The organism is Streptomyces specialis (assembly GCF_001493375.1).
Classification (GTDB): domain Bacteria; phylum Actinomycetota; class Actinomycetes; order Streptomycetales; family Streptomycetaceae; genus Streptomyces; species Streptomyces specialis.
This window is the reverse complement of the sequence record NZ_LN929894.1, coordinates 417587-431532: the sequence shown is the minus strand read 5'-3', so window position 1 is coordinate 431532 and position 13946 is coordinate 417587. Positions and strand designations below refer to the sequence as shown.

Genomic DNA, 13946 nt, shown 5'->3' with positions numbered 1-13946 from the left:
ACCGGGCGGCGCCGGGGGGCCCGACCGGACCCGGTCCGAACTCACCAGCGACAGGCGGACGTTGCCCGTGCCGCAGAAGTCGGCGCGGCCGGGGGTGAGGCGGAGCAGGGCGACGGCCGCGCCGCGGGTGCGGCGCAGCGCCTTGTGGAGCGCGGCCATCAGGACCGGCAGCGGCCGGTCCGGCTCGCGGGAGAACGCGGCCATGGCCGCCCCGGCGGCGTCGGCCGCGGCGGCCCCGTGCCCCAGGGCGTCCACCACCAGGGCGGTGCGGCCGGTGTCGCCGTCGGTGACGGCGCAGGCGTCGCCGCTGACGTCCTCCCCCTCCAGCGGCAGGCAGACCGCGCCGACGGACGCCCTGGCCGCGGCGGCGTGCTCCGGCGGCGCGAGGCGGGCGCTGACGACGGTCCCGTCGCCCGGCTGGGTGCGGATGGTGAAGTCCGTCGCTATCCGGCGCACCGCGCCGAGGCCCGCGCCGAGCGTGCCGCTGGTGGTGTAGCCGTCGGCGAAGCAGCGCTCCAGCTCCACCATGCCGGGCCCCCGGTCGGCGGCGGCGATGTCCAGGCCGGCGCCCAGCGGCAGGGGCTGGAGATACACGACGCCGTCCCGGGCGTGCTTGTCGAGGTTGCTCGCCAGCTCGCTGGCGAGGACGGCGGCCTTCTCCGGCAGGGCACCGGTCAGCCCGCACCGCCGCGCCAGGCTCCGCGCGGTGACCACGGCGAGGTGGACGGCGCTGTGGTGGTCGATGCGCACCTGCGCGCTGGGTTCCCGGCGGGGTGAGGGATACACGGCCGGGTCAGCCCTGGGTCCAGCGGGTCGCGCTCACGGTGGTGCCGCCACCGGGCGAGGTGCGGATCTCGAAGTCGTGCATCAGCCGCCTGGCGCCGCCCAGGCCGTGCCCGAGACCGGGGCCGGTGCTGTACCCGTCGGTCAGGGCCGCCTCGACGTCGGGGATGCCGGGCCCCTGGTCGGAGACGGTGAGGCGGACACCGCGGAAGCCGGACCGGCGCAGCCGCTCGATGGTCAGCGTGCCGCCACCGCCGTGGATGTAGGCGTTGCGGACCAGCTCGCTGGCGGCGGTGACCACGCGGGTCTGGTCGACCAGGCCGAAGCCCGCGGCGAGGGTGGCGGCGCGGACGGCGTGCCGGGCCTCCAGCAGGTCCTCCTCGGTGCGCACGGGATAGACGCGGGGCGCGGCGTCCGCGCCGGCGTCCGGCTCGGGGAGCCACTCCCGGGTGAGGCCCGCCGCCGGATCATGGGGCGTCATCACGGTGCGGACCCTCCCCGGACACTGTGGTGCGGAACCAGCCGAGGGCGGCCATGCCCTGCTCCGCGTTCAAGGCCGTCTCCACACCGTCGAGTCGCAGTCCCAGCTCGACCAGGGTGATGGCGACGGGCGGGCGCATGCCGGCGACGATGACGCGGGCGCCCAGCAGCCGTGCGGTGGTGGTGAGTTCGCTGAGGGTGCGGGCGACGAACGAGTCGATGATTTCCAGCCGGGAGATGTCGATGAGCACGCCGGTGGCCGCGTCGGCGGCGATCCGCTCGGTCAGCTCGTCCAGGAACGCCATGGCCGACTTGTCGTCCAGCTCGTCGAGCAGGCCGGTGACCAGGACGTCGCCGAGACGCAGGATCGGCACGCTCGCCGGCTTCTGGCCGTTCACCGGCGGACCGCGTCGCCCGTGGGAAGCGCCGGCTGCCCGGTGATCTTGACGGCCTCCGTCAGCGCGTCCGCCAGGGTGGCCCGGGTGAGGATCTCGGAGAGGTCCACGCCGAGTTGGGCGATGGTCTGGGCGATGGGCGGCCGGATGCCGCTGATGACGCAGTCCGCGCCCATCAGGCGCACGGCCGCGACGGTCTGCATCAGGTGCTGGGCGACGGAGGTGTCCACCGCCGCGACGCCGGTGATGTCGATGATGGCGACCTTCGCCTCGTCGGCCTGGATCGCCTGGAGGAGGCTCTCCATCACCACCTGCGTGCGAGTGGTGTCCAGGGTGCCGATGAGCGGCACGGCCAGCACATGGCGCCAGAGCCGGACCACCGGCGTGGACATCTCCAGAAGCTGGCGGCTCTGCCGGGAGATGATCTCCTCCCGGCTGGAGACATAGGCGTCGAACGACAGCACACCGGCCGCGTCCAGCAGCCGGTTGATCAGCACCGCCGCCTCGAACAGCTCCTCCGCGTCCCGCGTGGCGCGCTGGAGGACCTCCAGCAGCACCTCCTTGAGCGCCAGCACGGCCAGCGAGGTCGCCGTGGGCGTGACGCCCGCGCGCGCCCTGCGCATCGACAGCTCCGTGATGGTGCCGCGCAGCTCGGCGTGCGAGGTGACGACGCGGCTCACGGGCAGCCCGCTCTCCAGGCCCGCCAGGAGCGCGGCGAGGAGGGCGTCCGCCTCTCCGCGCAGCTCGTCCTCGCCGATGCCGGCGCCCAGCCCCTCCTGCTCGATCTGGAGCCGGACCCACCGGTCGGCGATGTCCTGGTCGTGGTCGCGCAGCGCGCTGGTGAGCCGCTCGCGCGCCGCGGATTCGGTGGCAGTCACAAGAGAACCTCTCGCCGTCGATGTCTCCCTGCCCGGCACATCAACGTCTTCTTCCGGGTATGCACTTGATGCGTTTTGTCATGAGTTGTCGCGTGACAAACATTAGCGGCGCCGGCGACCGCCCGGTAGTCCCCTACCCCCGGACGCCGACAACAGGCCGTCACCGGCTCCGCGTTTCCCGCCGTCGCCGCCCAACACACAACAGTTTCCATTTGACAACAGTAGTATCGCAGCCACACGCTGTGCCCTGGCGGCCCGCCACCCGGCGCCCCCGCCGGTCCGGCACGCGGCCGGTCACGTCAGGAGCCCGCATGTCACCGACGCACCCTCTACGCCGAGCGGGCGGAACGGTCGGCGGCCCGCTCGCGGTTCGGCACGGACTGCGCCACCGCGTCCCGGAAGCCCGCGAGTCCCTCGACAAGTGCCTTCCGGGTGCTGGGCGGCATGGCGGCGATGGCGGTCAGCAGCGCCTTCTCCCGGCGCTCTCTGAGGTCCTGGAGGTAGCGACGGCCATGGGGCGTGAGCCACAGCTCCAGCTCGCGGCGACTGGCCTGACTCGGTGTCCGCTCCACGAACCCGAGGGCCTGGAGCCGGTCGCAGAGTCTGCTCACCGAGGACGGCGCCGAACCCAGCAGCTCCCCCAGCCCGCGAAGATTGATGCCCTCATCGCGCTCCAGGATGTAGAGGACCCGGAGTTGGGAGGAAGAAACCGGTGCCGACGAGGCGGCGTCCCGCCCCCGCTCCCACAGGACCTCCAGCAACTCGATCACCTCGGAAGCCGCCAGGGCGGCATCCGGGGGCCGGTGTGGAGGCAGTGGATTCACGCATCTCACTCTGGCACTCAGGATCAGGCTTGTCATCCCGGATGTCCGCTCCGGCGTCCTCCCAAACCTCACCGGTTCTCCCGGCCGGCACTCCCCCAGAAGGCGAACACACACGGTGGACAGACTCGCGGCCGCTGAACGCGCCCTGCGTCACGCGGCTCCGCACGCACTGCTCGAAAGTCTTCGGGCCGTGCTGGTCCGGTGCTACTCCGTGAGCGACGCGACGCTCATGGTCGCGGACTACGGGGTGACGTCGCTGCGACCGGTCGACGCCCCCGCCGACCGTTCCCTTCCCGTGCACATGGGACCGGCCGGGCGGGCCTTCGGCTCCCAACTGCCCTACGTGGAGCCCGCCGAGGGACTGCCCGAGCTGACCGCCCACCTCCCGGTCAGCGTGCGCGGCGACCGCATCGGCGTGCTCACCGTCCGCATGCCGCGCGAACGCTTCGGCGCCGCCGTCCTGGACGAACTCACCGAGATCGCCGGGATACTGGGCCACGAGATCATGGTCGCCGAGCGCGACACCGACGTGTACCTGCAGGCCCGCAGGAGCGAACGCCTCACCCTCGCCGCCGAGATGCAGTGGCAGCTCCTGCCCGGCCGCTCCTGCTCCCGCCCCGAGTACGAACTCGGCGGCCAGCTCGAACCGGCCTACGCCGTCCACGGCGACACGTTCGACTGGTCCACCTCCGCCGACCACCTCACCCTCACCGTCATCAACGGCATGGGCGAGGGCATAGAGGCGTCCCTGCTCACCGGCCTCGGCGTCAGCGCCCTGCGCAACGCCCGCCGGGCCGGACTCGACCTCGCCGAGCAGGCATACCTGGCCGACCAAGCGATCTACGGCCAGTACCGGGGCCTCGCCCACGTCTCCGCCCTCCTGCTCCGCTTCGAACTCGCCACCGGCCGCACCCGGATCATCGACGCGGGCTCGCCCCGGATGTGGCTGCTGCGCCAGGGGGTCGCCGAGTACGTGGAGCTGGAAGCGCAGCTCCCGCTCGGGATGTTCGAGGAAACGGTGTACACCGCCCAGGACTTCACCACCCTCCCCGGCGACCGGCTGTTCTTCGTCAGCGACGGTGTCTACGACGCCTCCTCGCCCGTCGGCGAACGGTACGGCGAGAAGGCGCTGGCGCGGGCCATCATGAACACCCGGCTGCTGCCCCCGGCGCAGGTGCCGCGCGCCATCCTCGCGGAGCTGGCCGGGCACCGCGGCGGACCGCTGCCGGAGGACGACGCGATGGTGGTCTGCCTCGACTGGCACGGCCGCTCGGCGGACGTCTGACGCCCACCACGCCGCGCCGCCGCGCCCAGCACTGCACAGCACAGCACAGCACAGCACAGCACCGAGGCTCTGGACTCCCGGTGGTCGGCCGGAAGTCCAGAGCCCCGTCCCCCTCGGTCCCCCTCGGCCCCGCTCAGGCGCCGATCACGCCGCCGTCCGTGCGGCGGATGACCACGGTGGCCGAACGCGGTCGGCCCTCGGGGTCGAAGTCCGGCCAGTTGCTGACCGCTCGCGGGTTCTCCGGCGTCGGCGTGCCCCAGGCCGTCGTCGCCTCTCCCGGGTGCTGGACGTTGACGAACAGCGTCCGCTGGTCCGGCGTGAAGGCCAGGCCGGTGATCTCGCAACCGCGCGGGCCGGTGAGGAAGCGGCGGATCTCGCCGGTGCGCGGATCGGCGGCCAGCATCTGGTTGTTGCCGATGTTGTCGTAGCCCTTGGAGGCCAGGTTCTGCGACGAGTTGGAGACGTCGGTCATGATCCACAGCCGGCCGTCGCCGTCGAACCCGAGCCCGTCGGGCGAGCCGAAGACGTTCGACTCGTCGGTCCCGGCCTGCGCGTCGTACGCCGGGTCGCCGGCCAGGACGAAGATGTCCCAGTCGAAGGTCGTGGCCGTGTTGTCGCCGTTCTTCTCCGTCCAGCGCACGATGTGGCCGTACGGGTTGGGCTTGCGCGGGCTGACCGCGCTGTTCCAGCCGCTGCCGTTGGTCAGCGTGCAGTAGACGTCCTGGTTCTCGGGGTTGACCGCGATCCACTCCGGCCGGTCCATCTTCGTGGCGCCCACCGCGTCGGCCGCCTCGCGGGTGCGCAGCAGCACATCCGCCTGGTCGGCCCAGCCGTTGGCGGTGGTCAGCGGCCCGGTGCCGTGGGCCAGCGGCAGCCAGGAGCCGGTGCCGTCGTCCTCGAACCGCGCCACGTACAGCGTGCCGTGGTCCAGCGGGCTGCGGCCCAGCGCGCGCTGGGCCCGCCAGTGGCCCTGGCCGACGAACTTGTAGATGTAGTCGCCGTCCTGGTCGTCACCGGTGTAGGCGACGACGCGGCCCCGGGACTCGGTGACCGTGCAGCCCTCGTGCTTGACGCGGCCGAGCGCGGTCCGCTTGACCGGCTTGGCGTTGGGGTTCATCGGGTCGATCTCGACGATCCAGCCGAACCGGTTGATCTCGTTGGGGTTCGCCGCGAGGTCGAAACGCGGGTCGGCGAGGTGCCAGCGGAAGCCGCCGCCGCTCTTGGAGACGCCGTACCGGAGCTGGGAGGCGGTCGGCTGCCAGGACGGGTCCTGGGTGCCGAAGTAGTTGTTCCAGTTCTCCTCGCACGCCAGGTAAGTGCCCCACGGCGTCCAGCCGTTGGAGCAGTTGTTCAGCGTGCCCCGCGGCTCGTCGGCCGCTTGGAGGCTGGGGTGGCTCGCCTTGACCGGCCCGGAGAAGCTCACCGGCGTGGAGCCGGTGATCCGGCGCGCCCGGCGGGAGTCCACGACGCGCCACTCGCCGTCGCGCTCCTCGATCTCGACCACGCTGACGCCGTGCGCGGCCAGCGCCTTGCGCACCTTCTCGGGCGTCATCGTCGCGGAGCCGTCGGGGAACAGCAACTCCTGGTCCACGTACTCGTGGTTGAGGACCAGCATGCCGCGCCGGCTGCCCTGGCGGCCGGACCCCAGCGGGAAGAAGTGCATGCCGTCGTGGTTCATGCCGACCTGCTGCGCCTGCTCGTCGGCGGAGTTGCCGGCGTCCTTGCGCCACCGGGGGCCGCCCGGCCGGATCGGGGTGCCCCAGGGGATGATCACCTGGGTCTCGTACCCCTCCGGCACGGTGAACGTGTCGGCCGTGGACGTCGGCACGGCCCGGAACCCGAGGAGCGCCCTCGGCGGGCGCCCCCCGCCACCACCGCGCGCCGCCGCCGTGGCGGACTGCCCGGACTGCCCGGCAGCGGCGGCCGGCCCCGTCCCGGCGGGCGCGGCGACCAGGAACCCCGCAGCGGCGGCGGGCCCGCCCTTGAGCGCGACCCGGCGGGACATCCGCTTCTCGACGACCTCCCCGAACGTCCGGTTCGCCGAGCCGTTCGAGCTGACGTCATCCGGATCGATCGCGGGAAATACCGGTGGCAGTCCTGACATCGCGGATCCTCACTTGCTCATGTGTGCCGTCGGTGATGCTCCCGTGAGGCTAGGAGCGGCCGATGACCCGGAGTAGCCACCTAGGTGAACGAAGGACCACCTTCACTCATACGGGTGATTCACCGCCCGGGTTCACCTGGAGCCCCCCGCGCGCCTCCCCGGCGATGCCGCCTCCCCCGCGCGGGGGAGGCGGTTCACCACCCGGCATGACGCGCCGGAAACACCCCCGGCGGGAGCGTGGAGTCATGACGACGACCACCGCCCCCGCCGCCCCGCCGCCCACCGGGGACCGGCACCGTACGAAGGCGTGGCTGCGCGCCCTCGCCATCGCCGCCTGCGTGCCCTACCTGAGCCTCAAGATCGCCTGGCTGTCCGGCAGTCACCTCGGCATCCCCGAGGGCAGCGAACTGCGCGAACCCGAGGGGGAGAACACACTGTTCGCCGCCAACGCGCTGACCGCCTGCATGGACGCCGGCGTCATCCTGCTGGTGTTCGCGCTCACCCGCCCCTGGGGCAGGCGGCTGCCCGCCTGGCTGGTCGCCGGTCCGCTGTGGGTGGCCACCGGGCTGCTCGCCCCCATCGTCATCGGATTCCCCGCCGGCGCGCTCGCGGACGTCTTCACCGACACCCCGCTCACCGGCAGCGGCGAGGGAACGGACGGCTCCGGCGACGAGGCGTTCCTCGCCCCCTGGGTCTTCACCGTCGTCTACTCCGGCTTCGGCCTCCAGGCCGTCGCGCTCGGCGGCCTCTTCGCCCTCTACGTCCGCGACCGCTGGGGCCACCTGCTGACCGGCCGCCTCGCCGCGCTCCCCGCCTCCCCGACCGCCGCGCGGCGCACGACCGCCGTGGCCGCCGTGGCCGCCGCGCTGCTGTGCGCGGCCGGCCTCGTTCCGCGCCTGTTGTGGCTGGCCGGCGGCACCGCCGGGCTCACCGCCCGGCGCGTCGACGACCGGGACGCCGTCTTCCACATCACCACCTCCGCCGACGTCCTGTTCCTGCTCGCCGCCGCCTCCGGCGTGCTGCTGCTGGCGTTCCGCCCCCGCCGCTGGAGCCGGGTGCGGCTGTCCACCGCCGCCGCCCTGACGTGGACGGGCGGCGCGGCCCTGGCCGCCTGGGGCGGCTGGCTGCTGCTGGCCACCGCCCTGAGCGGGAACGCCCCCGACCCGGACACGCGCCTGACCCCGCTCCTGGGCCTCCTCTACGCTGGCCAGATGCTGATCGGGACGCTGACCGTCGCCGTCGGCGCCCGCCTCTTCGCCGAACGGGCCTCGACGGGATGATCCGGACGCTGCGGCTGCGCTGGGTGCACCTGCTGCTCGGCGGGGCGCTGCTCATGCCGTACTTCCTGCTGGTCACGGTCGTCCTCGGCGTCGTCGCGCCCGGCACCGACCCGCTCACCCGCCCGGGTGCGCAGTTCCTCGCCTTCGCCGTCGCGCTTCCCCTGGTCGCCGTCAGCGGTCTCTTCCCCGTCGTGCGGACGGTGGAGACGCAGGTGGTCCGGGCGCTGGCGGGCGTGGACGGCCGGCTGCTCGCCGCCGGTCCTGCCGCCTCCCGGTCGGCCAGGCGCCGCACGGCCGCCTGGTTCGTCGCGCACCTCGGCCTGGGCGGACTGGTCAGCGGTATGACGCTCGCCGTCCCGCCCGCCGCGGCCGTGCTGGCGGCCCTGCCGTTCTCCGGCGCGCTGCGCGACAGCCGCTGGGCCGACGGGTTCGCCGGACTGCCCGGCCACCCCTGGGCCGCGCCCCTGTACGGCGCCGCGCTGCTCGCCGCCCTCACCGGCTGCGCGGCGGGCGCGGGCGCGCTGCTGGCCCGGCCCGCCCCGGCGCTGCTCGGCCCCACCCCGGCCGACCGGCTGGCGGCGGCCGAGGAACGGGCCGCCGACCTCGCCGCCAGGAACCGGCTCGCCCGCGAACTGCACGACTCGGTCGGCCACGCGCTGAGCACGGTGACGCTCCAGGCGGGCGCGGCCCGCAGGGTGCTGGACGCCGACCCGGGGTTCGCCCGCGAGGCGCTCGCCGCGATCGAGGCCACCGCCCGTGACGCCGTGGCCGAACTCGATGCCGTGCTCGGCCTGTTGCGCGAGGAGGACGCCACCGCCACCGCGCCCGCGCCGACCCTCGCGGACCTGCCGGGACTCCTCGCCCGGATCCGGGCCGCCGGTGTCCCCGTCACCCTGACCCGCGACGGGGACCGGCCCCCGCCCGCACTGGTCTCCCGCGAGGCGTACCGGATCGTCCAGGAGGGCCTGTCCAACGCCCTGCGCCACGCCGGCCCGGTCCCCGTCACCCTGCGCCTCACCACCGACGACGAGGCACTGACCCTGACGATGGCTGCCTCCTGCCCCCTTTTCACCCTTGACGCTCCCAGGCCACTCTAGATCCCCCCCCTGGGACCCGCCCGCTGACGGCCCGGACCGGCCGCGGCGCGCGGGCCCTCCCCGCCACGCCTCAGGGGCGGGGCCGGGGTGCGCGCCGGGTCGCGGTGGGCGGCTGGCCGGTCCAGCGCTGGTAGGCGCGGCGGAACTCGCGCGCGTCGCTGAAGCCGACCTCCTCGGCGATCCGGGCGACCGGCAGCGACGTCTCCCGGAGGAGGAACGTCGCACGCCGCCGGCGGACCCGGTCGCGGATGGTGCTGAACCGCGTCCCCGCGGCGCTGAGGCGGCGGCGGAGACCGCGTTCGGTGAGGCGCAGGTGCTCAGCGGTCCGGGCCATGGTGAGCGGGCGCCGCGGGTTCTCCGCGAGCAGGGTCTCGACGGCGGCGACGATGTCGTGCGGCGCGTCCCGCCCGGTGCGCAGGAGACGGCGGCAGGCGTCGACGGCGGCCTCGCGGCTGGCCGGGCTGTAGGTGGGGATCGGCCGGTCGAGCAGTGAGGCGGGGAACGTCATGCGGTGGGCGTCGGCGCCGAACCTCAGCGGGCAGCGGAAGAAGCGGTGGTAGTCGGCGGCGTGGGCCGGCCGGGGGTAGCCGAGCTCGACGAGGGTCGGCGTGATGTCCGAGCCGAGGGCGGACCGGATGAGCATGAGCGAGCTGCTCATCGCCTCCTCGCAGAGGAACGGCAGCACTTCCGGCTCGGGAGCACGCTCGTACAGCCGCAGGGCGATCCGGTCGCCGAAGCTCTCGGCCTCGACGTCCATCAGGCTGCCTGAGGCCAGGTGGAGTTCGAGGCCGATGTCCATGGCCTCGCGCAGCGTACGGCAGGAGCGGATGGCGAAGCCGAGCATGCCGAACGTCACGAGCGCGTCGCGCCCACCGACCCGCAGGCCGTGCGGGCCCGGGGGCAGGTCGCGCAGCGCCCGCCGCAGGATGGCCGCGGCCTGGCGGAACGACACCCGCGTGCCGGGCCGGGCCACATGGCCGGGCGTGAGGCCGGTCCCGGCGAACCAGCCGTCCGGGCGGTGCCCCTCCCGTCGCGCGAGGTCGACCAGCCCGGCGAGGACGGACATGGGGACGATCGCGGCGGTGAGCCGCGGCTCGGTGTCCGGCATCGCACCCCCGGCCCTGTCCCCGCTGTGTCCGGTTTCCCCCCCATCGTAGTCGCCGGCGCCCTCCCCACGAACCGGCGGGGGGCGGTGCGATGCGGGTGCCAGAAGGGAGCCGTGATGACGGAAGCACCTGACCGCGTGTGCGTGGTCGGCGCCGGGCCGGCCGGCCTGTCGACGGCCCGCGCGCTGAAACGCCTGGGCATCGCCTACGACCAGTACGAACGCCACACCGACGTCGGCGGCATCTGGGACCTGGACAACCCCGGCACCCCGATGTACGAGTCGGCGCACTTCATCTCCTCGCGCCGGGTCTCGGGGTTCTTCGACTTCCCGATGCCCGGCACCTACCCGGACTACCCGGACAACCGGCGGATTCTCGCGTACACCAAGGCGTTCGCGGACGCCTACGGGCTGCGCGGGACGATCCGGTTCGGCACCGCCGTCACCCGCGTGGAGCGGGACGGCGACGCGTGGGCGGTCGAGCTGGACGACGGCACCACGCACACCTACCGCGCCGTGGTGTGCGCGACCGGCGTGACCTGGCACCCGCGCGTCCCGCGCCACCCCGGGACGTTCACCGGAGCGATCCGGCACGCGCGGACCTACCGCCGCCTCGAGGAGTTCCGCGGCCGGCGCGTCTTGATCGTCGGTCTGGGCAACTCCGGGGCGGACATCGCCTGCGACGCTGCCGTGGCGGCCGACGCCGCGTTCGTCAGCGTCCGCCGCGGCTACCACGTCATCCCCAAGCACGTGCTGGGCGTGCCCGCCGACGAGTTCGACCACCGCGGCCCGCGTCTGCCGCTGTGCCTGACCCGGCCCCTGATGTCCGCGCTGCTGCGGGTCGTCCAGGGCGACCTCACCCGCTACGGGCTGCCCCGGCCGGACCACAAGCTGTTCGAGTCGCACCCGCTGCTGAACAGCCGGCTCGTGCACCACCTCCAGCACGGTGATGTCACGGTCAAGCCCGACGTCGCGGGATTCGACGGGGCCCGGGTGGTGTTCACCGACGGCACCAGCGAGCGGATCGACCTCGTGCTGTACGCGACCGGGTACGACTGGGCCATCCCGTACGTGCCCGAGCGGTACTTCGCCTGGCGCGACGGCCGCCCCGAGCTGTACCTCACCGCCTTCAGCCGGGCGCACCGCAACCTGTTCGGCGTCGGCTACCTGGAGGTCAACTCCAGCGCCTACACCCTGTTCGACCACATCAGCGACCTGGTCGCGCGGTATCTGCACGACCAGCGGCACGCCCCCGGCCGGGCCGCCGCGTTCGACGGACTGATCGCGCGGCACGTCCCCGACCTCTCCGGCGGGACCCGGTTCGTCCCGTCGGCCCGGCACACCGCCTACGCCGACGCCCACGCGCTGCGCCACTGCCTCACCCGGGTGCGCGAGCGGGTCGGCTGGCCGGGCCTCGAACCCGGCATGTTCGACGGCGTCCGCGCGGCCGCAGCCCGCGACACGGAGGTGCGGTCGTGAAGGTCGCCCTGGTGACCGGCGCGGCCGGCGCGATCGGCGCCGCCACCTGCGCGGCACTGCTGGAACACGGCTACCGCGTCGTCGCGGTCGACGTCGACCGGGACGGCCTCGACCGGCTGCCCGGGCCGGTGACGCGGCTCTGCCACGACCTGACCGACCCCGCCGCGCCCGGCGACATCGCCGCCGCGCTCACCGGCGCCGGGCGCCTGGACGTGCTGGTGCACAACGCCGGGGTGTGCGTGACGACACCGTTCGAGCAGGCCACCACCGAGGAGATCGCCCGCGAGCAGCAGGTCAACCTGCACGCTCCGATCCTGCTCACCCGAGCCCTCTTCGGGCTGCTGCGGCAGTCCTCGGGCCACATCGTCGCCGTGGTGTCCCTCGCCTCCCAACTGCCTCTCGCCCAGAGCCCCGGCTACAGCGCGTCCAAGTTCGGCCTGCGCGGTTTCCTGCTCGCCCTGGCCATGCGCGAGAAGGAGACCGGCGTCCGGATCAGCATCATCAACCCCGGCGCCGTCGACACCCCGATGCTCCGGCGTGAGGCCGCCACGGGCGGCTCCCCGCTCAACTTCCTCAGCACCCCGCTGTCCGCGCGGGCCGTGGCCGACGCGGTCACCGCCCGGCTCGGCCGCCCCCGCCTGGAGACCAATCTGCCGCGCCACGACGGCTGGCTGATCAGGACCGGCATGCTCGCCCCCGCCCTGATCCGGTGGGTCCGGCCCGCCCTGGAGCGGGTCGCGCGCCCCGCGCACCGCGCCTACCTGCGAAAGAACGACACGCGATGACCACGGTCCACGCCTTCACCGACGACGCCCTCGGGGACCTCGACGCCGTCGCGCTGGCCGCCGCCATCCGCGCGGGCACCCTCGGCCGCCGCGAGGTCCTCGACGCCGCGATCGCCCGCGTCCGGCACGTCGACCCCCTGCTCAACGCCGTCCAGGCCGACTGCTCCGGCCGGGCGCGGGAGCGCGCCGACCGGGCCCCCGGCGGGGTGTTCTCCGGAGTGCCCTCCTTCGTCAAGGACAACGTCGACGTCGCCGGGCTGCCCACCTGCCACGGCTCGGCCGCCCTCGTGCCGCGCCCGGCGCCGCGCACCCGCGCACCGGCCGAGCAGTTCCTCGCGCAGGGCTTCGTGGTGCTGGGCAAGTCCACGATGCCCGAGTTCGGCCTCACCGCGAGCACGGAGTTCCACGACCGCGCACCCACCCGCAACCCCTGGAACACCGGCTACTCCACGGGGGCCTCCTCCGGCGGGGCCGCCGCCCTGGTCGCCGCCGGCGCCGTGCCCCTCGCGCACGCCAACGACGGCGGCGGGTCGATCCGCATCCCCGCCGCCGTCACCGGCCTCGTCGGTCTCAAACCGACCCGCTGCCGGCTGCTGGACCAGCCCGGTGTCCGCCGCCTGCCGGTCAACCTGGTCACCGAGGGCGTGGTCACCCGGACCGTCCGCGACACCGCGCACTACCTCGCCGCCGCCGAGCGCTTCCGGCCGAACCGCGCCCTGCCGCCGGTCGGTCTGGTCGAGGGCCCGTCGGGCCGCAGGCTGCGGATCGGGTTCGTCACCCACGACCTGCTCGGCCGCCCGGCCCACCCCGAGACCGCCGGGGTGGTGCGGTCGGCCGCCAAGGCCCTCGCCGCGCTGGGCCACGACGTCACCGAGACCCGGCTCCGGGGCGACCCCCGGTTCGTCGGGGACTTCACCCGCTACTGGGCGATGTTCGCCGTCCTGATGAGCCTGTCGTGCACGCTCACCCACGGGCGGCGCTTCCGCCCCCGCGAACTCGACCCCTTCACCAGGGGCCTGGCCGGCATGGCCGCGCGCGACCCGCTCGCCCTCGCCTCGGCCATCCGCCGGCTGCGCGGCGGCATCCGGGTCCACGACGCCCAGTTCGCCGGCATCGACGTCCTCCTCACGCCCGTTGTGTCGCATCCCGCGCCCCGCATCGGCGAACACCACCCCGGGCAGCCGTTCGAGGAGCTGCTCGCCAAGCTCACCGAGTACGTGGGATTCACCCCGCTGAACAACGTCGGCGGCGGCCCCGCCCGCCCCCCGCCCCCCCCCCCCCCCCCCCACCCCCCCCGCCGCCCCCCGCGGCGCCGAACGGACCCTGCTCGACCTCGCCTACCAACTCGAGTCGCACGCCCCGTTCCCCCGCATCCACAAGCCATGACCCCCCGCGCAGGGCAAGCAGACCGGGGGCTTGGCCGGCAGCCTCCCCTCGTGCCGTGCTCGCCG

Annotated in this window: 11 protein-coding genes and 1 pseudogene; 6 read left to right on the top strand and 6 right to left on the bottom strand. The window is 74.2% G+C overall.

Annotated elements, in window-relative coordinates:
* Nucleotides 1-793 precede the first annotated feature (793 nt).
* The 4 genes from BN2279_RS14000 to BN2279_RS13985 form a co-directional block, all read right to left on the bottom strand.
* Nucleotides 794-1264, bottom strand: a complete 471-nt coding sequence (locus tag BN2279_RS14000; RefSeq protein ID WP_079032146.1) for an anti-sigma regulatory factor — start codon at nt 1262-1264, stop codon at nt 794-796.
* Complete coding sequence (locus BN2279_RS13995) at nt 1251-1661, bottom strand: STAS domain-containing protein (RefSeq protein WP_059009400.1); 411 nt, start codon at nt 1659-1661, stop codon at nt 1251-1253. Before BN2279_RS13995 ends, BN2279_RS14000 begins: the two co-directional genes overlap by 14 nt.
* Nucleotides 1658-2536: an STAS domain-containing protein gene (locus tag BN2279_RS13990; protein WP_059009398.1), complete on the bottom strand. Its 879-nt coding sequence runs from the start codon at nt 2534-2536 to the stop codon at nt 1658-1660. Before BN2279_RS13990 ends, BN2279_RS13995 begins: the two co-directional genes overlap by 4 nt.
* Before the next feature lie 329 nt (nt 2537-2865).
* Nucleotides 2866-3396, bottom strand: coding sequence for a MarR family winged helix-turn-helix transcriptional regulator (locus tag BN2279_RS13985; protein WP_059009396.1), 531 nt, complete (start codon nt 3394-3396; stop codon nt 2866-2868).
* Nucleotides 3397-3475: 79 nt separating this feature from the next.
* Between BN2279_RS13985 and BN2279_RS13980 the strand changes: the two genes are divergently transcribed.
* The gene (locus BN2279_RS13980) at nt 3476-4645 is read left to right on the top strand and encodes a PP2C family protein-serine/threonine phosphatase (protein WP_079032145.1); all 1170 of its coding nucleotides are present in this window, start codon (nt 3476-3478) and stop codon (nt 4643-4645) included.
* A 133-nt stretch (nt 4646-4778) separates the two neighbouring features.
* Here the strand turns inward: BN2279_RS13980 and BN2279_RS13975 are convergent, their stop codons facing one another.
* Entirely contained in the window at nt 4779-6749 is a 1971-nt protein-coding gene (locus BN2279_RS13975; protein ID WP_059009394.1) for a PhoX family protein, read from the bottom strand.
* Between the two features lie 245 nt (nt 6750-6994).
* On the opposite strand from BN2279_RS13975, the gene BN2279_RS13970 reads away from it, so the two are divergent.
* Both BN2279_RS13970 and BN2279_RS13965 read left to right on the top strand, forming a co-directional pair.
* Complete coding sequence (locus BN2279_RS13970; protein WP_079032144.1) at nt 6995-8029, top strand: hypothetical protein; 1035 nt, start codon at nt 6995-6997, stop codon at nt 8027-8029.
* The gene (locus BN2279_RS13965; protein ID WP_059009392.1) at nt 8026-9126 is read left to right on the top strand and encodes a sensor histidine kinase; all 1101 of its coding nucleotides are present in this window, start codon (nt 8026-8028) and stop codon (nt 9124-9126) included. Before BN2279_RS13970 ends, BN2279_RS13965 begins: the two co-directional genes overlap by 4 nt.
* Nucleotides 9127-9196: 70 nt before the next feature.
* Here BN2279_RS13965 and BN2279_RS13960 read toward each other — a convergent pair whose 3' ends face one another.
* On the bottom strand, nt 9197-10234 hold the full coding sequence (locus BN2279_RS13960) for an AraC family transcriptional regulator (protein ID WP_199827719.1): 1038 nt from the start codon (nt 10232-10234) through the stop codon (nt 9197-9199).
* A 114-nt stretch (nt 10235-10348) separates the two neighbouring features.
* On the opposite strand from BN2279_RS13960, the gene BN2279_RS13955 reads away from it, so the two are divergent.
* The 3 genes and pseudogenes from BN2279_RS13955 to BN2279_RS27730 all read left to right on the top strand — a co-directional run.
* Nucleotides 10349-11710 (top strand): flavin-containing monooxygenase, encoded by a 1362-nt coding sequence (locus tag BN2279_RS13955; protein WP_059009390.1) that lies wholly within the window; start codon nt 10349-10351, stop codon nt 11708-11710.
* Nucleotides 11707-12495, top strand: coding sequence for an SDR family NAD(P)-dependent oxidoreductase (locus BN2279_RS13950; RefSeq protein ID WP_059009388.1), 789 nt, complete (start codon nt 11707-11709; stop codon nt 12493-12495). The genes BN2279_RS13955 and BN2279_RS13950 overlap by 4 nt, the downstream gene beginning before the upstream one ends.
* A pseudogene (locus BN2279_RS27730) lies at nt 12492-13694 on the top strand (amidase); the annotation flags it as partial. The gene BN2279_RS13950 and the pseudogene BN2279_RS27730, both read left to right, overlap by 4 nt.
* Nucleotides 13695-13946: the final 252 nt, after the last annotated feature.